Genomic DNA, 19,915 nt, shown 5'->3' on the forward strand with positions numbered 1-19,915 from the left:
AGGCGTTGGTGTAGCAGCCCGCGACCAGGTTCTCGGCCACGGTCAGGTGCTCGAAGACGTGCCGGCCCTCCATGCACTGGCACGGGCGTGGGGGACCGGGCTGCCGGTGGAGCCGGGTCGCGACACCGGCGCGATGCTGGCCGCCGCCGCACGCGGCGAGCTGTCCGCCCTGGTCGTGGCCGGCGTGGACCCCGACGACCTGCCCGACCCGGCGACCGCCCGGGCCGGGCTGGAGCGGGCGTTCGTGGTCTCCCTCGAGATCCGCGAGAGCCCGGTCCACGAGTACGCGGACGTGATCCTGCCGGTCGCGCCGCAGCAGGAGAAGCCCGGGACCTTCCTGGACTGGGAGGGCCGCGAGCGGCGCTTCGACCAGGCGCTGGGCACCGAGCTCCACAGTGACCACGTCGTGCTGGACCGGCTGGCCGCCGCGATGGGCAGCCCGCTGGACACCGGCAGCTACGTGCGGGTCCGGCAGCAGCTGGCCGAGATCGGCCGGTGGGACGGCAGGCAGCCGGCCCCGCAGGCGGAGCCGGCCGAGCCGGCGCGCCCCGGCCCGGGCGAGGCGGTGCTGGCCACCTGGCACCACCTGCTCGACGAGGGGTCGCTGCAGGACGGCGAGCCGTTCCTGGCCGGGACCGCGCCGCGCACGGTGGCGCGGCTGTCGGCCGTGACCGCCCAGTCGGCCGGGGTGGCCGAGGGCGACCCGGTGACCGTCAGCACCGCCGCCGGCAGCATCACGCTGCCGGCCCAGCTGACCAAGGACATGCCCGACCACGTGGTCTGGCTCCCGACCAACTCCCCGGGGTCGGCCGTACGGGCCACCCTGGGGGTCGACGCCGGCGCCGTGGTGCAGCTACGGGCCGGCGCCACCGGAGGTGAGGAATGAGCCTCATGGAGGCCAGCTTGGCCGGTGACCTGTTCACCGGCGCGCCGATCCTGCTCGAGGACAACCCGGCGGCCGACTTCAGCGACACCCCGTGGTGGCTGTCGATGGTCAAGGCCCACATGGTGTTCGTCTACCTGCTGGTGCAGGTGCTCATCGTCATCTGGTTCGAGCGGCGCGTCATCGGCCGGATGCAGCAGCGGCCCGGTCCCAACCGGTTCGGCCCGCTGGGCCTGCTGCAGACGCTGGCCGACGGGCTGAAGCTGATGATGAAGGAGGACGTCACCCCCCGGGACGCCGACCGGGTGATGTACGTGATCGCCCCCTTCCTCGTCGGCGCGCTCGCGTTCGTGTCGTTCGCCATCATCCCGATCGGCGGCGAGGTCGAGATGTTCGGCCACACCACGCCGCTACAGCTGACCGACACCCCCGTGGCGACGCTGCTGGTGCTGGCGGTCGCCGGTGTCGGCGCCTACGGGTTCGTCCTGGCCGGCTGGTCCTCCGGGTCCACCTACCCGCTGCTCGGCGGGCTCCGCTCCACCGCGCAGGTGATCTCCTACGAGATCGCGATGGGGCTGGCGCTGGTCGCGGTGTTCCTCTACGCCGGCTCCATGTCGACCAGCCAGATCGTGGCTGCCCAGAGCAGCCTGTGGTACGTCGTGCCGCTGTTCTTCTCCTTCGTCGTCTACATCATCACGATGGTGGGCGAGACCAACCGGCTGCCGTTCGACCTGGCCGAGGGCGAGGGCGAGCTCGGTGGCGGCTTCCACACCGAGTACTCCTCGATGAAGTTCGCCATGTTCTTCCTCGGCGAGTACATCAACATGTTCACCGTCGCCGGCCTGGCCACCACGTTGTTCCTGGGCGGCTGGCAGGCGCCCCCGGGGATCGCGGCGATCAACGACGGCATGCTCAACCAGGGCTGGTGGGGCGTGCTGTGGTTCACCGCCAAGATGTGGATGTTCATCTTCGTCTACGTCTGGCTGCGCGGCTCGCTCCCGCGGGTGCGCTACGACCAGTTCATGAAGTTCGGCTGGAAGGTGATGATCCCCGCCTCGCTGGTGTGGGTCGTCGCGATCGCGCTGATCCGCTCGGCGCAGGTCGGCTACTTCGGTGAGGGCCGCTGGGCGCTGCCGATCACGCTGGTCCTGGTCGGCGGGTCTATCGTGGGCGGGCTGCTGCTGCTGGACAAGAAGCTGGCCGACGCCAAGGAGGCCAAGCTGGCCGCCCGTCGCACCCCGACGGAGGTCGACCCGTTCGCGCAGGGTCACCCGGTGCCGCCGCTACCGGGGCAGACCCTCGTGGAGCGTCCCCGGGCCATCGGCGAGGAGCCGGTGACCGTCACGACCACCGCCCGCCCGGCCGGTGAGCCGACCGCAGAGAACGACCCCGACACCCCGGAGGACACCCGTGGCTGAGCCCGACGAGAAGAAGCAGGGCTTCTTCTCCGACCTGTTCGCCCCCGTGGCGGGATTCGGTGTCTCGTTCGGCACCATGTTCCGCAAGGTGGCGACCCAGGAGTACCCGGAGAAGCCCCGCCCGACCCAGCCGCGGTTCCACGGCCGCCACCAGCTCAACCGCCACCCCGACGGGCTGGAGAAGTGCGTCGGCTGCGAGCTCTGCGCCTGGGCCTGCCCCGCCGACGCCATCTACGTCGAGGGCGCAGACAACACCGACGAGGCCCGGTTCTCCCCGGGGGAGCGGTACGGCCGGGTGTACCAGATCAACTACCTGCGGTGCATCTTCTGCGGGCTGTGCATCGAGGCCTGCCCGACGCGCGCGCTGACGATGACCAACGAGTACGAGCTGGCCGACCCCCAGCGGGCCCCGCTGATCTACGAGAAGCACCAGCTGCTGGCACCGCTGAAGGAGGGCATGCTGCCGCCGCCGTTCCCCATGGCCGAGGGCATGGGCGAGCGCGACTACTACCTCGGTCGGGTCACCGGGCCCACGGAGGAGCAGCGGGAGCACGTGCGCGGGCGCGAGTCCGGCGAGTCCCAGGACGAGGTGCCCGAGCAGCCGACCGAGCTCCCGCAGGCGCGGGAGATCCGTGACGTGCACACCCAGGAGGAGGTCGCCCATGAGCGGCGGTGAGGCGGTGCTCTTCTGGGTGCTCGCCCCCGCCACGGTGCTGGCCGCCCTCGGGCTGCTGTTCGCCCGCAAGGCGGTGCACGCGGCCCTGTCGATGGCGCTGGTCATGGTGTCGCTGGGCATCTTCTACGTGGCCCAGCACGCCGAGTTCGTCGGGATCATCCAGATCTTCGTCTACTCCGGCGCCGTGATGATGCTGTTCCTCTTCGTGGTCATGCTCATCGGCGTCGACTCCTCCGACTCCCTCGTGGAGACGCTGCCTGGGCAGCGGATCTGGGGCTGGCTGCTGGCGCTCGGCTTCGTCGGCCTGGCCGCGCTGGCGGTGTCCCGGGTGACCTTCCCGGCCCCCGTGGGGCTGGAGCAGGTGCAGGCCGAGGGCGCGGTCACCGGACTGGCCCGGGAGATCTTCGAGCGGCAGGTGTTCGGCTTCGAGATGCTGGCCGCGCTGCTGGTGATCGCCGTGATGGGTGCGATGGTGCTGGCCCACCGCGAGCAGCTCACGCCGCGCATCACGCAGCGGGAGATGGCCAACGAACGGATCCGGTCCGGCAAGTGGCTGGCCGGCAAGCCGGCCCCCGGCGTCTACGCCCGGCACAACGCCGCCGACACCCCGGCGCTGCTGCCGGACGGCACCCCGGTGGAGGAGTCGGTGCCGCGGGTGCTGGTGGCGCGCGACCAGGTGTCGCCCCCGCAGCCGTACCGGCGGGTCAGCGACGCCGCCTACGACGCCATCGAAGGCCAGGACGCCGACGAGGAGTCCGAGGTGGAGCGCACCTCCAAGGCCCGTCCGGGTGAGATCGAGGAGGGCAGCCGGCGATGAGCCTGGTCTGGTACATCTACCTGGCGACCGTGCTGTTCGCCGTCGGCTCCCTCGTGGTGCTGACCCGGCGCAACACCATCGTGGTCTTCATGGGCGTCGAGCTGATGCTCAACGCCTGCAACCTGGCGCTGGTGACCTTCGCACGCATGCACGGCACCCTCGACGGGCAGGTCTACGCCCTGTTCGTCATGGTCGTCGCCGCCGCGGAGGTCGTCGTCGGACTGGCGATCATCATGTCCATCTTCCGTGCGCGACGCTCGGCCTCGGTCGACGACGCCAACCTGCTGAAGCTGTAAGGAGCAAGCCGCGTGTCCCTGCTTGAGACCTCGGTGAGCCTCGCGCTGTCCGCGCCCGGCGCCGGCCCGGCTGCCGCCGGCGGCGTGGCGTCGGTGGGCTGGCTGCTGATCGCGTTGCCGCTGCTGGGCGCCGCCGTCCTGCTCCTGGGGGGCCGGGCGACCGACCGCTGGGGCCCGCTGCTCGCGGTCGCGCTGTCGTGGGGCAGCTTCGTCGTCGGGGCCGCCATCACCGTCCAGCTGGTCGGGCACGCCCCCGAGGAGCGGGCGCTGCAGCTACCGCTGTGGGACTGGATGAGCGTCGGCTCGATCGACATGTCGGCCGGGCTGCTCATCGACCCGCTGTCGATGGCGTTCGTGCTGCTCATCACCTTCGTCGGCTCGCTGATCCACGTCTACTCGCTGGGCTACATGGAGCACGACCCCGACCGGCGCCGGTTCTTCGCCTACCTGAACCTGTTCGTGGCGGCGATGCTGATCCTGGTGCTCGCCGACTCCTACGTGCTGCTCTTCGTCGGCTGGGAGGGCGTCGGCCTGGCCTCCTACCTGCTGATCGGCTTCTGGAACCACAACCCCGCGTACGCGACGGCGGCCAACAAGGCCTTCATCGTCAACCGGATCGGTGACTTCGGCCTGATCATCGCGATGGCGCTGATGGTCGCCCACCTGGGCGCGCTGGACTACGCCACGGTCCACGGCCAGGCCGGCAACCTGTCCGGCGGCACGCTGACCGCGATCGGGCTGCTGCTGCTGCTGGGCGCCTGCGGCAAGTCCGCCCAGTTCCCGCTGCAGAGCTGGCTCGGCGACGCCATGGCCGGCCCGACGCCCGTCTCGGCCCTCATCCACGCCGCGACCATGGTCACCGCCGGCGTGTACCTGGTCGCCCGCAGCCAGGCCATCTACGACCTGACCCCGGACGCCCGGCTCGCGGTGGCCGTCGTCGGCGCGGTCACCCTCCTCTACGGGGCGATCGTCGGCTGCGCCAAGGACGACATCAAGAAGGCGCTGGCCGCCTCGACCATGTCCCAGATCGGCTACATGATGCTGGCGGTCGGGCTGGGCCCGCTCGGCTACGCCTACGCGATCTTCCACCTGCTCACCCACGGCTTCTTCAAGGCCGGGATGTTCCTCGGTGCCGGCTCGGTGATGCACGGGATGGACGACCGGGTCGACATGCGCCGGTTCGGGGCGCTGTCGGGCACGATGCGGATCACCTGGCTGACCTTCGGGGCCGGCTGGCTGGCGATCATCGGCTTCCCGTTCTTCTCCGGCTGGTGGTCCAAGGACCACATCATCGAGGCCGCCTTCTCCGCCGAGGGCTGGCAGGGCTGGGTGTTCGGCAGCGTGGCGCTGCTGGGCGCCGGGATCACCGCCTTCTACATGTCGCGGCTGTTCTTCATGACCTTCCACGGCAAGGCCCGGTGGCACGACGACGCCCACCCGCACGAGTCACCGCTGACGATGACCGTCCCGATGGTCGTGCTCGCCGTCGGCTCGGTGCTGCTCGGTGTGCTCCTCTACCCGACAGGGGTGCTCACCTCCTGGCTGGACCCGGTCTTCGGGCACGTGGAGGGCGCCGAGCCGGCGATCCCGCTGCTGGCGATCCAGCTGTCGGTGTTCGTGCTGATGGTCGCCGGTGTCGCGCTGGCCTGGTGGATGTACTGGCGCGACGAGGTGCCGGTGACCGCCCCGGCCGGGTCGGTCGCGACCCGCGCGGCCCGCCGCGACCTGTTCCAGGACGACGCCAACGAGGTGTTCGTCCGGGTCCCCGGTGAGGCGGTGATGACCGGCCTGGTCACTGGTGAGCGCGACGTGGTCCACGGCGGGCTCGTCGGCGGCACCGTCCGCAGCGTCAGCGGCCTGTCCTCCCTGCTGCGGCGCACCCAGTCCGGGTTCGTGCGCAGCTACGCCATGACGATGCTGGCTGGCGTCGTCGCCGTCCTCGGTGCCATGTGGGTGATGCAGTGATGACCGACTTCCCGTGGTTGACGACCCTGCTGCTGGTGCCGGTGGTCGGCGCCGCCGTGGTCGCCCTGCTCCCCCGGGGGTTCGCCCGGGCGAGGGAGGTCGCACTTGGTTTCTCGCTGCTGACGCTGCTGGTGGCCTTCGGCACGCTCGGGTCGTTCGCCGGTTCCGAGGGCGGCTTCCAGCTCACCGAGACCTACCCCTGGATCCCGCAGTTCGGGGTCTCCTTCGCCCTCGGCGTGGACGGCCTGGGCATGGCGATGATCCTGCTGGGCACGATCCTGGTGCCCGTCTGCCTGGTGGCAGCCTGGGAGGACGTGCCGGCCGCCGGCCGCCGACAGCAGTCCTACTTCGCCTGGATGCTGCTGCTCGAGGCGTTCATGGTCGGCGTGTTCGCGGCCACCGACGTGTTCCTGTTCTACGTCTTCTTCGAGGCCATGCTGGTCCCGGTCTACTTCCTGATCGGCCAGTTCGGCGGTCCGGACCGCGCCCGCGCGGCGATGACCTTCCTGCTGTACTCGCTGGCCGGCGGGCTGATCATGCTGGTCGCCGTCATCGCCCTGTACCTGCAGGGCCCCGGCGGCAGCGACGGCTTCCTGCTGGAGCGGCTCACCGGCCTGCAGATCGGCGGCACCACCGAGGCGCTGCTCTTCCTCGGCTTCTTCATCGCCTTCGCGATCAAGGCCCCGTTGTGGCCGGTGCACACCTGGCTGCCGCTCGCGGCCAGCGAGTCCCGACCCGCGACGGCGGTGCTGCTGGTCGGCGTGCTGGACAAGGTGGGCACCTTCGGCATGCTCCGGTTCTGCCTGCGGCTGTTCCCGGAGGCGAGCCAGTGGGCCACCCCGGTGGTGATCACGCTCGCGGTGATCTCGGTGCTCTACGGTGCCGTGCTGGCGGTCGGGCAGACCGACATGCTGCGGCTGATCGCCTACACCTCGGTGAGCCACTTCGGCTTCATCATCCTGGGCATCTTCGCGATGACGCAGGTGAGCGGGACCGGCGCGTCGCTGTACATGGTCAACCACGGCTTCACCACGGCCGCGCTGTTCCTCATCGCCGGGATGCTCATCGCCCGCGGCGGCTCCCGGGAGATCGCCGCCTACGGCGGCTGGCAGCGGGTCACGCCCGTCATCGCCGGCTCGCTGCTGGTGGCCGGGCTGTCCGGGCTGTCGCTGCCGGGGCTGAACTCGTTCGTGTCCGAGTTCATGGTCATCGTCGGCTCGTTCCAGCGCTACCCGGTCGCGGCGGTGATCGCCGCCCTGGGTGTGATCCTGGCCGCCGTCTACATCCTGCTCTGGTACAAGAAGGTCGCCACCGGGCCACTGCCGGAGGCCCACCCTGCCGGCGCGGCCACCGCCCGGGACATGTCGATGCGGGAGAAGGTCGTGGTCGCCCCGCTGATCGCCGCCTTCCTGGCGCTCGGCTTCTACCCCAGGCCGGTGATCGACCTGCTCGAGCCGGCGATCCAGTCAACGCTGCAGGAGGTCGGGGTGTCCGAACCGGTGCCCGCCGCCGAGGGGAGTGACCGCTGATGACGTTCACCGCACCGGAGATCGACTACCTGGCGCTGCTGCCGCTGATCATCGTCATCGTGGGTGGCCTGGTCGGCTGCACCCTGGAGGGCGTGCTGCACCGGACCCGCCGGTACGGCGTGCAGCTGCCGGTGGCCGTGGGCACCCTGCTCGCGGCGCTGGTCGCGCTGGCGACCGTGAGCACCGACCGCACCGGCACCACGGCAGCCGGCGCGGTGGCCATCGACGGGCCCGCGCTGCTGGTGCAGGGCCTGGTGCTGGTGCTGGCGATCGTCGGGCTGCTGGTGATGAGCGAGCGGCTCGGCGGCTCCCAGCCGGACGCGTTCACCCAGGCCGGCATGTCCGTGCCCGGATCGGCGGACGAGGCCGAGGCGACCCGGCTGGGCGCCACCACCACCGAGGTGTACCCGCTGACGCTGTTCTCGGTCGCGGGCATGCTGCTGTTTCCCGCGGCCAACGACCTGCTGGTGATGTTCATCGCCCTGGAGGTGCTGTCGCTGCCGCTGTACGTCCTGTGCGGCCTGGCGCGCCGGCGGCGGCTGCTGTCGCAGGAGGCGTCGCTGAAGTACTTCCTGCTCGGGGCGTTCTCCAGCGCCTTCTTCCTGTTCGGCGTCACGCTGCTGTACGGCTACGCCGGCTCGATGCGGCTGGACGCCATCGCCGAGGCGGTCAGCACCCGCGCCGGGATGGACGGGCTGCTGGTGCCGGGTGTGCTGCTGCTCGCGGTCGGGCTGCTGTTCAAGGTCAGCGCCGTGCCGTTCCACGCCTGGACGCCGGACGTCTACCAGGGCGCCCCCACCCCGGTGACCGGCTTCATGGCGGCCTGCACCAAGGTGGCGGCCTTCGGCGCCGCGCTGCGGGTGTTCTACGTCGCGGTCGAGGGCGCCCGGCTGGAGTGGCAGCCGGTCGTGGCGGCCGTCGCCGTGCTGACCATGGTGGTGGGCGCGGTCATGGCGGTCACCCAGACCGACGTCAAGCGGATCCTGGCCTACTCCTCCATCGCCCACGCCGGCTTCATCCTGGTCGGGGTGCTCGCCATGGACGCGGCCGGCATCTCCAGCACCGTCTTCTACCTGGCCGCCTACGGCTTCATGACCATCCCCGCGTTCGCGCTGATCAGCCTGGTGCGCTCGGGCGGTACCGAGGCCACCCACGTGAGCCAGTGGGCCGGGCTGGCCCAGCGCAGCCCGTGGGTCGCAGCAGGCTTCTCCTTCCTGCTGCTCGCCTTCGCGGGCATCCCGCTGACCTCCGGCTTCACCGGCAAGTTCGCCGTGTTCTCGGCCGCGGTCGCGACCGGTGGCTGGTGGCTGGTGGTCGTCGGCGTGCTCGCCAGCGCCGTCACCGCCTACATCTACGTGCGACTCATCGTCGCGATGTACTTCGGTGACCAGCCCGGTGACACGGTCGTGGTGACGCCGTCCGCGCTGACCACCTTCGCGGTGGTGACCGGTGTGGTGGTGACGCTGGGGCTGGGCGTCCTGCCCGCCCCGATGCTGGAGCTCGCCCAGAGCGCCACCCAGTTCGTCCGGTGATCCGCTCCCGCCCGGCCACCGGCCTGCCGGAGATCGACGCGGGCCTGGAGGCCCGGCTGGCGGACGGGCTGGCCGCGGTCGACGCCCGGCTACGGGAGGTCGTGGACCACGACGACCCGTTCATCGCCGAGGCCGGCGGCTACCTCGTCAACGCCGGCGGCAAGCGGTTCCGGCCGCTGCTGACGCTGCTGTGCGCCGAGGCCGCCGGGGACGCCGACGACCGCGTCGTCGAGGCGGCGGTCGGGGTGGAGCTGACCCACCTGGCCTCGCTCTACCACGACGACGTCATGGATGACGCCGAGCTGCGGCGCGGGGTGGCGAGCGCAAACGTGCGCTACGGCAACTCCACCGCGATCCTCGTCGGCGACCTGCTCTTCGGCACCGCCTCGCGGGTGATCGCCGAGCTGGGCGCGGAGGCGGTCCGGATCCAGGCCGAGACCTTCGTGCGGCTGTGCGCCGGGCAGATCCGTGACGAGCGCGGCCCGGCCGAGGGGCAGGACCCGGTCGCCTCCTACCTGCAGGTCCTCGCGGACAAGACCGGTGCCCTCATCGCCACGGCCGCGCGCTACGGCGCCCTGCTCGGCGGCGGGGACGAGGCGGCCGTGGCCACGCTGACCGACTTCGGCGAGCGGCTCGGCGTGGTGTTCCAGCTCGCCGACGACCTGCTCGACGTGGCCAGCGAGTCCGGCGACTCCGGCAAGACCCCCGGCACCGACCTGCGCGAGGGCAAGGCCACGCTGCCGGTGCTCTACGCCCGCAGCTCCCAGGACCCCGAGGACGCCCGGCTGCGCGAGCTGCTCGCGGGGCCGGTCGCGGCCGAGGACGTGCCGGAAGCGCTGGCGCTGCTGCGCGAGCACCCTGCCATGGCGCAAGCCCGGCAGCGCACCGTCGAGCTGGCCCAGGAGGCCCGCGGCCTGCTGGCCTCGCTTCCGCCGGGTCCGGCGGTCGACGCGCTGGACCGCCTCGTGGAGGGCGTCGCGCTGCGCTCCGCCTGAGCCACCACGGCGGTGCTGCCCCATACGCTCCTGCCATGGAGTCGCCGATCGACCGCTACCTGCGCTCGCTGCATGACGACATCGCCGGTCTGCGCGACGGTGTCCCGTACACCGTCGGGCCCCCCGGGACGCAGATCGACCCGGACGACTTCGGGATCTGCCTGGCCACCGTGGACGGTCACGTCTACGAGGTGGGGACGACCAGCAAGCTGTTCTCGCTGCAGTCCATCTCCAAGGCGCTCAGCTACGGCCTGGCGCTGGCGGACCTGGGCGCGGCCGCCGTGGACGAGAAGGTGGACGTGGAGCCGTCCGGCGACCCGTTCAACGAGATCTCGCTGGCCCCCGGCACCGGCCGCCCGGCCAACCCGATGATCAACACCGGCGCCCTGGCCGTCGTCTCGCTCATCAAGGGGTCCGGCGGGCGGTCGGCGATCCGGCGGATCGTGGACACCTACTCTGCCTTCGCCGGCCGCGACCTCGCCGTGGACGACCGGGTCCACGCCGCCGAGATGCGCAACAGTGACCGCAACCACGCGCTGGCCTACCTGCTGAAGTCGTTCGGCATCATCGAGCGGGACCCGACGGCCACGCTGTCCACCTACCTGCAGCAGTGCAGCGTTCAGGTCACCTGTCGGGACTTGTCGATCATGGCCGCGACCCTGGCCAACTGGGGGACCAACCCGCTGACCGGGGCCGAGGCCCTCGACCTGGAGGCGGTCAAGCGGGTGCTCTCGGTGATGATGACCTCAGGCATGTACGACGACGCCGGGGCCTGGGCCAGCAACGTGGGGATGCCGGCCAAGTCCGGGGTCGGCGGCGGCACCCTCGCCGTGCTGCCCGGCCAGGCCGGCGTGGCGGTGTTCTCCCCGCCGCTGGACGCCCACGGAGGCAGCGTCCGCGGCACCGCCACCTGCGAGCGGCTCTCGCTCGACATGGAGATGCACTTCGTGCAGTCCGCGCGCGCCGGGCGCTCGGCCGTGCACTCCCAGTACTCGGTCACCGATGCCCCCTCCCGCATCCGGCGCGGCGCCGAGGCGACCGCGCTGCTGCACGAGCACGGCCACCGGGCCCGTGTCGTCGAGCTCAGCGGGGACCTGCTCTTCGCCGGCGCAGAGTCCATGGTCCGGGAGGTCAGCGCCCTGCAGGACGACGTTGAGCTCGTCGTGCTGGACCTCAGGCGCGTCGACGAGGTGAGCCGGTACGCCGTCACCATGCTGGGTCAGCTCGCCGAGCAGCTCAGCGGCGCGGGCCGGCAGCTGCTGCTGGTGGACCGAGCCGGCCTGCTGGACGGTGTCGCCACACCGGAGGAGGTGCCGGCGTTCGACACCCGGGCCGCCGCCGTCGAGTACTGCGAGGACGTGCTGCTGGCCCGCCACGGCGGCCACCTGGAGCGTCCGGCCGTCGTGCCCCCGGCTGCCTCCCCCGCGCTGTCCCCGCTGAGCCCGGAGGACACCGCCGCGTTGACCGCCCGGATGGAGCTGCGCCGCTACGCCGACGGGGACATCGTCCGCCGCGTCGGCCAGCGCTTCGGCGGTGTCTACTTCATCGTCTCCGGCAAGATCAACACCATCACCACCGACCCGCAGGGCCGTCGGGTCCAGCTGAGCACGCTGCGAGCCGGCATGACCTTCGGGGAGCTCGCCCTGGGCAGCGAGGACCGGCAGGAGACCACCGAGAAGGCACAGGGCCCGGTCGAGCTGATGGTGCTCACGGCGGAGGCCATCGAGGGGCTGCAGCAGGAGGACCCGCGGCTGGCGGTGGAGCTGTGGCGAGCGCTGACCCGCGATGCCTACACCCGGGTGGACCAGTACCTGCGGGAGGTCGCCGTCCGGATCCGGGACTGACGCGCCCCGAGCACCAGGGAGCGGCTGGCCTCAGCCGGGCAGGTCCCGGCTCCCGAGCCGACCCGCCACTACAGTGACGAACGCACCATCCGCCCGACGCCCGCGACCCGAGGAGGCCCAGTGGACTTCGTCGACTTCCTGGTGCGGCGCAGCGACGACATGCTGGAGCTGGGGCTGGGCCACGCCGGCGTCGTCGGCCTGTCGGTGCTGCTGGCCACCGTGCTGGGTGTCTCGCTCGGGGTGGCCAGCTACCAGCGAGAACGGGCACGGGAAGCGGTGTTGGCCGTGACCGGCGCCTTCCTGACCATCCCCTCCTTCGCCCTGTTCATCCTGCTGCTGGGCCCGCTCGGGCTGGGGACGGCACCGGTGGTGGTGGCGCTGACCATGTACGGCCTGATGCCGGTCGTGCGCAACACCATCACCGGCCTGCGGGAGGTCGACCCGGCGGTCGTGGAGTCCGCGCAGGGCATGGGGCTGAGCCGGCGGCAACGCCTGCTGCGCATCGAGCTGCCGCTGGCCTGGCCGGTGATCATCACCGGGGTCCGGGTCAGCACGCTCGTCCTGCTGGGCATCGCAGCCATCGGAGCCATCGTGAACGGGCCCGGCTACGGCGAGCTCATCTTCACCGGCCTGGCCCGCGTCGGCACTCCGGTGGCCGTCGACCTGGTGCTGGCGGGCACCCTCGGCGTGATCGTCCTGGCCGTGCTGTTCGACCTGCTGTTCTACGCCGTGCGCCGGCTCACGACCTCAGAAGGGATCCGATGACCAGTCCGAGCGTCGACTCCACCTCCAGCGACCGGGTGATGATCCACCTGGACCAGCTCAGCAAGCGGTTCCCGGGCCAGCATGACAACGCCGTCGACGAGCTGACCATGGACGTCCGGGAGGGCGAGATCGTGGTCCTGGTCGGGCCCTCCGGCTGTGGCAAGACGACCACGATGAAGATGATCAACCGCATCATCGAGCCCACGTCCGGGCGCATCGTCCTGGATGGCGAGGACGTCACCAGGACCGACCCCGACCAGCTCCGCCGGCGCATCGGCTACGTCATCCAGCAGGTCGGCCTGTTCCCGCACCTGACCGTCGGGGACAACATCGCCACGGTCCCCACGCTGCTCGGGTGGAGCCGTGACCGCACCAGGGAGCGCGTGGACGAGCTGCTGAGCATGGTGAACATGCCCCCCGAGTCGTTCCGCGACCGCTACCCCAAGCAGCTCTCCGGTGGTCAGCAGCAGCGCATCGGGGTGGCCCGCGCGCTCGGCGGCGACCCCGCGGTGATGCTGATGGACGAGCCGTTCGGTGCCATCGACCCGATCACCCGCGACCGGCTGCAGAACGAGTTCCTGCGGCTGCAGTCCGAGGTACGCAAGACCATCGTCTTCGTCACCCACGACATCGACGAGGCGATCAAGATGGGAGACCGCATCGCGATCCTGCAGGAGGGCTCCCGGATCGCCCAGTACGACACCCCCGAGCAGATCCTGACGCACCCCGCCAACGAGTTCGTCGCCAGCTTCATCGGCCGCGGGGCGTCGCTGAAGCGGCTGAACCTCAGCCGGGTCGCCGACATCGAGCTCAGCCCGTGGCCCACGGTCGGAGTGGACGCGTCCCCCGAGGAGGCGCTGCAGGCGCTGCGTGCCACCCACCACAGCGCCGTGCTGGTGCTGGACGAGAGCGGACGGCCCCGGCGCTGGGTCGGGGCCGAGGACGTCCGGCACGCCGGCGGGCGCCCGCTGGATCAGGTCGGGCTCCCGCCGGAGCCGGTCGTGGAGCCGGAGGTCACGCTGAGCGACGCGCTGAACGAGCTGCTCACCGCCCGGTACAGCGTCACGATCGTGGTGAACCGCCAGGGCGCCTTCCAGGGCGTCGTGGACATCGACCAGATCACCGACGCGGTCCGGACCATGCGTCGGACCGCCGTCAGCAGGGCCCGCGCCGGACTGGACGAGAACCCGTGAGTGCCCCCACCTCCGACGACACGACCACGCAGCCGGCCGTGACCGAGGAGTACCACGCCGGCCACCGGCGCAGCCTGGCCGGCTATCTGGTCATGCCCGGTGTGCTGGCGCTGGCCTGCCTGGTGCTCTACGTCTACGTCTCCCAGCAGGAGCTGGACTCGATCGAGGCGCGCTCGCTCAACGCCGCCACCCTGACGGGTGCGTTGTGGGAGCACGTCCAGCTCACCGCCGTCTCCACCGTGCTGACCCTGCTGATCGCGGTGCCGCTGGGCATCGTGTTCACCCGGCCGTTCACCCGTCCCATCCGGTCCTACCTGATCACGCTGCTCACGCTGGGTCAGGCGGTCCCGACCATCGCCGTGCTCGTGCTGCTGGCAGTGGTCTTCCTCTTCCTCGGGTTCTGGGCGGCGATCGTCGGGCTGGTCCTCTACGCGATCATCCCGGTCCTGCTCAACACCATGGTCGGTCTGGAGCAGGTCGACAAGGCGGTGCTGGAGGCCGGCCGGGGCATGGGCATGGCCAGGTTCACCGTCCTGCGGCGACTGGAGCTGCCGCTGGCGGTCCCGGTGATCCTGGCGGGGGTCCGCACCGCGCTGGTCATCAACGTGGGCACCGCCACGCTGGTGACCTACATCAACGCCGGCGGCCTGGGTGACGTCATCGTCGCCGGACTGTCCACCAACCGAGTCACCATCCAGATCGTGGGCGCCGCGTTGACCGCCGTGCTCGCGCTGTTGATCGACTACCTGGCCGGCATCGCCGAGGACCTGCTGCGACCCCGGGGGCTGTGAGCCGCGACCGGGGTGCGGCCCCTTCCATCACGACGACACGACACAGAGGAGATGAGGAGATGCAGACACCACGGATGCGTGGCCTGGTCACGGCCGGGGCGGGGCTGGCGCTGCTGCTCACCGGCTGCGGCGGTGATGGTGGTGGCGGCGGCGAGGACGAGGGAGCACTCGCCGGAGCCGAGCTCACCGTCGGTTCCAAGGAGTTCACCGAGTCCATCCTGCTGGGGCACATCACCGCCGTGGCGCTGGAGGACGCCGGCGCTACTGTCGAGGACCAGACCGGGATCTCCGGGAGCGCCACCGTCCGGCAGGCGTTGGAGCGGGACGAGATCGACATGTACTGGGACTACACCGGCACCGGCTGGGTGAACATCCTGGGGAACACCACCGAGGACGTCCCTGAGGACCTCTACACGGCGGTGAAGGAGGCGGACGCGGAGAACGGGATCGCCTGGCTGGAGCCGGCGCCGTTCGAGAACACCTACCGCATCGCGGTGAAGGAGAGCTTCGGCGCCGAGCACGGACTGACGACCATGTCCGACGCGGCAGCCTTCATCCAGGAGAACCCCGACCAGGGTGCGGTGTGCGCGGCCAGCGAGTTCATCCAGCGCGACGACGGGCTGCCGGGCCTCGAGGAGGCCTACGGCTTCGAGTTCAGCAACGTGGTCGAGCTGGACCTGAACCTGGTCTACACCCAGGTCGGCGAGGACTGCCAGTTCGGTGAGGTGTTCTCCACCGACGCCCGGATCGTGGCCAACGAGCTGCGGGTCCTGGAGGACGACCAGTCCTTCTTCGTCGAGTACCAGGGCGCGGCGACGCTGCGCCAGGAGACCCTCGACGAGTACCCGAAGATCGAGGAGATCATGGCCCCGATCAGCGAGGCGCTGACTAACGAGACCATGATCGAGCTGAACGGCCGGGTCGACCTCGATGGCGAGCAGCCCCGGGACGTGGCCGAGGAGTGGCTCGAGGAGCAGGGCCTGGTCGGCTGACCGCGCCGGTCGGGAGGTCGTCCGCCGCTGGCCTCCCGACCGCTCGGCTCAGGCCTCGGGCCACCGGCCCACGGTCCGCTGGGCGTCCACGCCCGGCAACGCCTCGGTGAACATCCGGAAGTACGCCAACGCCTCCCGGGTGGGGATCGGCGGATCCAGCCGGCCGGCTTCCTGCCGCAGCTCCTGCTCGGTGACGGCCGCCTCGAAGTGGGCCCGGAGCACCTCGTTCATCCCGGTCCCTTGCCCGAACTGCTCCTTGGGCCGCCAGAGGACCTCGTCGGGCACCCAGCCGTCGAAGGTCCGCCGCAGCAGCCACTTGGCCGGCCGGTCAGGGCCGGTGAGCTTCCACGCCGGCGGCAGCGCCAGCGCGAGCTCGACCACGTCCAGGTCCAGGAAGGGCAGGCGGGGCTCCAGCCCGTGCGCGGCGGCTACCCGGTCGACCCGCTGCAGCCCGCCGATGTGCATCCCCTCGATGGTCGCGACCAGGTCCTCGTGCAGTGCCTCCCCGGTGTCGTGCCGGCCGTAGTGCGTGTAGCCGGCGAACAGCTCGTCGGCCCCCTCCCCGGCGAGCACCACTCGCACGTGCTCCTGCGCCAGCCGGGAGACCAGGTAGTTGGGGACGGCGCTGTGCACCAGGGTGGGCTCGAAGGACTCCAGCTCGGCGATCACCTGGGGAACCAGCGCGATGGCGTCCTCGGCGGTGTACACCAGCTCGTGGTGCGCCGTGCCCACGTGCTCGGCGACCCGGCGCGCGGCCGCGAGGTCGCTGCTGCCCTCCAGCCCGACCGCGAAGGTCGGCAGTGTCGGCCGCCCCTGCTCGGCGGCCAGCCGGGCCGCGACCGCGGTGACGATGCTGGAGTCAACGCCCCCGGACAGCAGGATGCCCACCGGCACGTCGACGTCCAGGTGGCGCTGGACGGCACGCACGAGGGTCTCGCGGAGGGCGTCGAAGACCCAGGCCGGCGGCTCCTCGTGCGGCGCGCGGCTCTTGAGGAGCACCGGGGCCCCGCCGGGGGCTGCCGGCCCGGCCACGAGCCCGTCCTCGGGCGTCCACGCGTGGCCGGGTGGGAACGGCTCCGCCGCGCTGCGCCAGTCCTCGTCGAACGCCTTCAGCTCCGAGGCGAACAGCACGGTCCCGTCGCGGCGGGCCCAGTACAGGGGGACGATCCCCAGCACGTCGCGCGCCACGGCGAAGCGCCCGTCCGCCCCCGCCACCACGAGCGCAAACGTCCCCCAGAGCCGCTCGAAGGCCGACACTCCGAGGTCCTCGAAGAGGTGAAGCGCTGCTTCCATGTCGGAACGGGTCCGGAACCGGTCGGCGCCCAGCTCCTGCCGGATCCGGCGGTGGTTGTAAATCTCGCCGTCACCGACCAGCCAGAGGTCGCCCGCGCCCCCGGAGACCGGCTGGCCGCCGGTCTCGAGGTCCACGATGGCCAGGTGTTGGGAGCCCAGCCAGGCCTCGCCCACCTGCCTGGTCCCCGAGCCGTCCGGGCCGCGGTGGGCCAACCGCTGCAACATCCGCTCCCCGACGGCAGAGTCGAACGGACCGTAGGCCGCGACTATCCCTGACATCCTCCACCCTCCTGGTCGGTCGGTCTTTGCTCACCGTACGCGCTACGGCGACCCACGACCTGGCGGCCAGGACGACAGCGAGCGGGGTGGACGGCACCCGTCCACCCCGCTCACCGGACCGGCCCGCGGGCCGTGGCCGCCGCTACTGCGGGACCACGTGGATGACCCCGGGCCGCGGCTGGCCGTCGCCCAGGTAGGGGAACTGGCTGACGACCGTGTCGGGCGAGGCGCCGGTGACCTCCCCGGGGTGCTGCACGGCCACCAGCACCGACAGCCCGGTCGGGTCGATGACCGGCCCGCAGGTCTCCGCGCCGACCGGGACGGCGAGGAACTGCTGCAGGTTGCCGCGCTGGTCGCCGTCGACGGGCATCATGAACAGCCCGTCGTTGTAGCCCAGCGTGCCCGGCTGGCCGTCGGTGGAGATCCACAGGTTGCCCTCGCGGTCGAACGCCACGTTGTCGGGGCAGGAGATGGGCGACACGTCCGACTTGTCGAACCCCGCGTAGTACGTCGTCGGGTCCTCCGGGTCGCCGCAGACCAGCACGATGTTCCACCCGAAGGTCCGGCTGGCGTGGTCGCCACCGTCGGGGTCGATCTCGATGACGTGACCGAACCGGTTGTTGGCCCGAGGGTTGGCCTCGTCGATCTCCCCGGGCGTGCGGCGGGTGTTGTTGGTCAGCGCCGCGTAGACCCGGCCGTTGGCCGGGTTGGGCTCGACGTCCTCGGGCCGGTCCATCTTGGTGGCGCCCACGGTGTCGGCGGCCAGCCGGGTCCAGACCAGCACCTCGGCCACGGTGAAGCCGGGCACCTGCGAGCGCCCGTCGAGCACCAGCGGCAGCCACTCGCCGGTGCCGTCGTAGACGCCGTCCTCGAAGCCGTCCCCGGTGAAGCGGGCGACGTAGAGGTCGCCCTCGGCGAGCAGCTGCAGGTTGTGCCGCCGGGCGGCCGCGCTGTTCCCACGGCGCATCGACTGGGCGGAGACGAACTTGTACAGGTAGTCATAGCGCTCGTCGTCGCCCATGTAGGCGACCGCCCGGCCGTCGGCGGCCAGCGCCACGGTCGCGCCCTCATGCTTGAACCGGCCCAGCGCGGTGTGCTTCACCGGCGCCGAGGTCGGGTCCTCCGGGTCCACCTCCACGATCCAGCCGTGCCGGTTCACCTCGTTGGGCTCCTCGGCCACCAGGAACCGGCTGTCGGCACGCTCCCAGCCACGGCCGCCGCCGGTGATCCCGTAGCGGCGGAGCCGGCCGTCGGGGTCGGCGGCGCCGGTGGCGTTGAAGTACTGGTGGAAGTTCTCCTCACCGGAGAGCACCGTGCCCCACGGCGTGGTGCCGCCGGCGCAGTTGTTGAGGGTGCCCAGCACCACGGTGCCGGTCGGGTCGGCGCTGGTGCGCAGGTGCTCCGATCCCGCGGCCGGGCCGTCGAGCCGCAGCTCGGTGTGGGTGTGGATGCGGCGGTTGCGGCGTCCGGCCGGGTCGACCCGCCACGCCCGCCGGGCGCCCTGCCGGCGCACCTCGACGACGCTCATCCCGTGGGCGGCCATGATGATCTCGAGCTGCTCGATGCTGAGCCCGGCCGCGTCGGTGTAGTCGCGGAACATCAGGTTGTCGTTGGTGTACTCGTGGTTCACCACCATGACCGCCTTGGCGCCCGCGGCGTTGCCCGCCCCGAGGACGGCGACGTAGTCGCAGTTGTACCCGAACTGCTGCCGCTGCGCCTCGGGCGTCTGGGCGTCGAAGTCGAACGCGGGCGCCCCCGGCAGCACCGGGTCGCCCCAACTGGCGACCGGCTCCCACCGGTATCCCTCCGGCACGGTGACCGCGTCGACGGTGGAGGGGACCGGGTCGATGGCGGTGAACCCGTGGCTGCCGGCGTGGGTGGGCCGCGCCGCGGCGGGGGTGGCCTGCCCCCAGCTCGCCAGGCCGACGACCGCGGCGCCCAGCGCACCGGCCCGGACCACCGAGCGTCGGGAGATCCCCTCGGCGAGCACGTCACCGAAGTATCGGTTGCCGGAGGTGTTGGGGACCGGCTGCGCGCACTGGTCGCCGCAGCGGAAGTGGCAGGTCTGGGCGCTGCGGCCGCCGGGGTGGGTGGGCAGCAGCGGCAGCAGTCGGCGCACGGGTGTCGCGGTCACGGTCACGTCCTTCAGGTCTGGCCGGGAAAGGTCGGGTTCACGGTGGCGTGGGCAGGCGAGCACCGTCCGAACCCGGCGTGACACGGTGAGGACGGGTCGGTGACGGCCGGTTGACGAGCCGGTCTGCGGTTGGTCAAGACGGGCGTTCCGGCGCCACGGCGGCGGACCGTCGGCCAGGTCTAGACTGCGGCGGCGTGAGCAGCCCGTCACTCGTCCGCTCGCCCCGCCGGGTCACGGCCGGGGTGCTGGTGATGGTGCCGTTCGCCGTGGTGCTGCTCGCCGGGGTGCTCCCACAGCCGGAGCAGGTCCCGGTGCACTGGGCGCCCGGAGGGGTCGACCGGCTCGCGTCCGCCGCAGGCTCCCACGGTGTCGCGCTCGCCGTCGCGGGCCTGGCCGCGGTCGCGGCCGCGGTGGTCGCGGTGCTGGCGGTGGCGTTGCCGCCGGGTTGGGGGCGGTGGGCACTGACGGCGCTCGCCGCCGTGGCCGGGTCCGCGGCGGCCTGGGCGGTGCAGG

Annotated in this window: 17 protein-coding genes; 15 read left to right on the forward strand and 2 right to left on the reverse strand. The window is 71.7% G+C overall.

Translation table 11 applies throughout. From position 1 onward, the window contains the following. From GFJ45_RS10095 to GFJ45_RS10160, 14 genes are all read left to right on the forward strand, one after another. A partial coding sequence (locus GFJ45_RS10095; RefSeq protein WP_153396779.1) for a molybdopterin dinucleotide binding domain-containing protein occupies positions 1–886 on the forward strand: 886 nt, incomplete at its 5' end. A gap of 5 nt (positions 887–891) precedes the next feature. After that, positions 892–2,301: an NADH-quinone oxidoreductase subunit NuoH gene (gene nuoH / locus GFJ45_RS10100; protein ID WP_153396781.1), complete on the forward strand. Its 1,410-nt coding sequence runs from the start codon at positions 892–894 to the stop codon at positions 2,299–2,301. Beyond that, positions 2,294–2,977 carry an NADH-quinone oxidoreductase subunit NuoI gene (nuoI, locus tag GFJ45_RS10105; protein ID WP_153396783.1) on the forward strand — a complete coding sequence of 228 codons (684 nt, stop codon included), beginning with the start codon at positions 2,294–2,296 and terminating at the stop codon, positions 2,975–2,977. Before nuoH ends, nuoI begins: the two co-directional genes overlap by 8 nt. After that, entirely contained in the window at positions 2,964–3,794 is an 831-nt protein-coding gene (locus GFJ45_RS10110) for an NADH-quinone oxidoreductase subunit J (RefSeq protein WP_153396785.1), read from the forward strand. The genes nuoI and GFJ45_RS10110 overlap by 14 nt, the downstream gene beginning before the upstream one ends. Further along, complete coding sequence (gene nuoK, locus GFJ45_RS10115) at positions 3,791–4,090, forward strand: NADH-quinone oxidoreductase subunit NuoK (protein ID WP_153396787.1); 300 nt, start codon at positions 3,791–3,793, stop codon at positions 4,088–4,090. The genes GFJ45_RS10110 and nuoK overlap by 4 nt, the downstream gene beginning before the upstream one ends. A 12-nt stretch (positions 4,091–4,102) precedes the next feature. Continuing rightward, positions 4,103–6,055: an NADH-quinone oxidoreductase subunit L gene (gene nuoL / locus GFJ45_RS10120; RefSeq protein ID WP_228386819.1), complete on the forward strand. Its 1,953-nt coding sequence runs from the start codon at positions 4,103–4,105 to the stop codon at positions 6,053–6,055. Next, positions 6,055–7,584, forward strand: a complete 1,530-nt coding sequence (locus tag GFJ45_RS10125) for an NADH-quinone oxidoreductase subunit M (protein WP_153396789.1) — start codon at positions 6,055–6,057, stop codon at positions 7,582–7,584. The genes nuoL and GFJ45_RS10125 overlap by 1 nt, the downstream gene beginning before the upstream one ends. Further along, positions 7,584–9,116, forward strand: a complete 1,533-nt coding sequence (gene nuoN / locus GFJ45_RS10130) for an NADH-quinone oxidoreductase subunit NuoN (RefSeq protein WP_153396791.1) — start codon at positions 7,584–7,586, stop codon at positions 9,114–9,116. Before GFJ45_RS10125 ends, nuoN begins: the two co-directional genes overlap by 1 nt. After that, the gene (locus GFJ45_RS10135) at positions 9,116–10,111 is read left to right on the forward strand and encodes a polyprenyl synthetase family protein (protein ID WP_153396807.1); all 996 of its coding nucleotides are present in this window, start codon (positions 9,116–9,118) and stop codon (positions 10,109–10,111) included. The genes nuoN and GFJ45_RS10135 overlap by 1 nt, the downstream gene beginning before the upstream one ends. Positions 10,112–10,146: 35 nt before the next feature. Continuing rightward, complete coding sequence (gene glsA, locus GFJ45_RS10140) at positions 10,147–11,955, forward strand: glutaminase A (RefSeq protein ID WP_153396793.1); 1,809 nt, start codon at positions 10,147–10,149, stop codon at positions 11,953–11,955. Positions 11,956–12,075: 120 nt separating this feature from the next. Next, positions 12,076–12,720 carry an ABC transporter permease gene (locus tag GFJ45_RS10145; protein ID WP_153396795.1) on the forward strand — a complete coding sequence of 215 codons (645 nt, stop codon included), beginning with the start codon at positions 12,076–12,078 and terminating at the stop codon, positions 12,718–12,720. Beyond that, a complete protein-coding gene (locus GFJ45_RS10150; protein WP_153396797.1) occupies positions 12,717–13,913 on the forward strand; it encodes an ABC transporter ATP-binding protein in 1,197 nt (398 codons plus the stop codon). The genes GFJ45_RS10145 and GFJ45_RS10150 overlap by 4 nt, the downstream gene beginning before the upstream one ends. Then, the gene (locus GFJ45_RS10155) at positions 13,910–14,704 is read left to right on the forward strand and encodes an ABC transporter permease (protein ID WP_228386823.1); all 795 of its coding nucleotides are present in this window, start codon (positions 13,910–13,912) and stop codon (positions 14,702–14,704) included. Before GFJ45_RS10150 ends, GFJ45_RS10155 begins: the two co-directional genes overlap by 4 nt. Before the next feature lie 59 nt (positions 14,705–14,763). Continuing rightward, positions 14,764–15,696, forward strand: coding sequence for a glycine betaine ABC transporter substrate-binding protein (locus tag GFJ45_RS10160; RefSeq protein WP_153396799.1), 933 nt, complete (start codon positions 14,764–14,766; stop codon positions 15,694–15,696). Positions 15,697–15,744: 48 nt separating this feature from the next. On the opposite strand, the gene asnB is transcribed toward GFJ45_RS10160, so the two are convergent. Together asnB and GFJ45_RS10170 are read right to left on the reverse strand one after the other, a co-directional pair. Beyond that, the gene (gene asnB / locus GFJ45_RS10165) at positions 15,745–17,268 is read right to left on the reverse strand and encodes an asparagine synthase (glutamine-hydrolyzing) (RefSeq protein WP_153396801.1); all 1,524 of its coding nucleotides are present in this window, start codon (positions 17,266–17,268) and stop codon (positions 15,745–15,747) included. A gap of 142 nt (positions 17,269–17,410) precedes the next feature. Beyond that, positions 17,411–19,408, reverse strand: coding sequence for a PhoX family protein (locus GFJ45_RS10170; RefSeq protein WP_407670392.1), 1,998 nt, complete (start codon positions 19,406–19,408; stop codon positions 17,411–17,413). A 188-nt stretch (positions 19,409–19,596) separates the two neighbouring features. Here GFJ45_RS10170 and GFJ45_RS10175 point away from each other — a divergent pair. After that, positions 19,597–19,915, forward strand: a 319-nt coding sequence (locus tag GFJ45_RS10175; RefSeq protein ID WP_228386825.1) for a hypothetical protein, incomplete at its 3' end; no start/stop codon positions are given.

This window comes from Ornithinicoccus halotolerans (genome assembly GCF_009602535.1).
Lineage (GTDB): Bacteria > Actinomycetota > Actinomycetes > Actinomycetales > Dermatophilaceae > Ornithinicoccus > Ornithinicoccus halotolerans.

Coding starts and splice junctions, on each gene's coding strand:
- nuoH (WP_153396781.1), top strand. CDS start 892: ATGGAGGCCAGCTTGGCCGGTGACCTGTTCACCGGCGCGCCGATCCTG.
- GFJ45_RS10110 (WP_153396785.1), top strand. CDS start 2,964: ATGAGCGGCGGTGAGGCGGTGCTCTTCTGGGTGCTCGCCCCCGCCACG.
- nuoK (WP_153396787.1), top strand. CDS start 3,791: ATGAGCCTGGTCTGGTACATCTACCTGGCGACCGTGCTGTTCGCCGTC.
- GFJ45_RS10125 (WP_153396789.1), top strand. CDS start 6,055: ATGACCGACTTCCCGTGGTTGACGACCCTGCTGCTGGTGCCGGTGGTC.
- nuoN (WP_153396791.1), top strand. CDS start 7,584: ATGACGTTCACCGCACCGGAGATCGACTACCTGGCGCTGCTGCCGCTG.
- glsA (WP_153396793.1), top strand. CDS start 10,147: ATGGAGTCGCCGATCGACCGCTACCTGCGCTCGCTGCATGACGACATC.
- GFJ45_RS10150 (WP_153396797.1), top strand. CDS start 12,717: ATGACCAGTCCGAGCGTCGACTCCACCTCCAGCGACCGGGTGATGATC.
- GFJ45_RS10160 (WP_153396799.1), top strand. CDS start 14,764: ATGCAGACACCACGGATGCGTGGCCTGGTCACGGCCGGGGCGGGGCTG.
- asnB (WP_153396801.1), bottom strand. CDS start 17,268: ATGTCAGGGATAGTCGCGGCCTACGGTCCGTTCGACTCTGCCGTCGGG.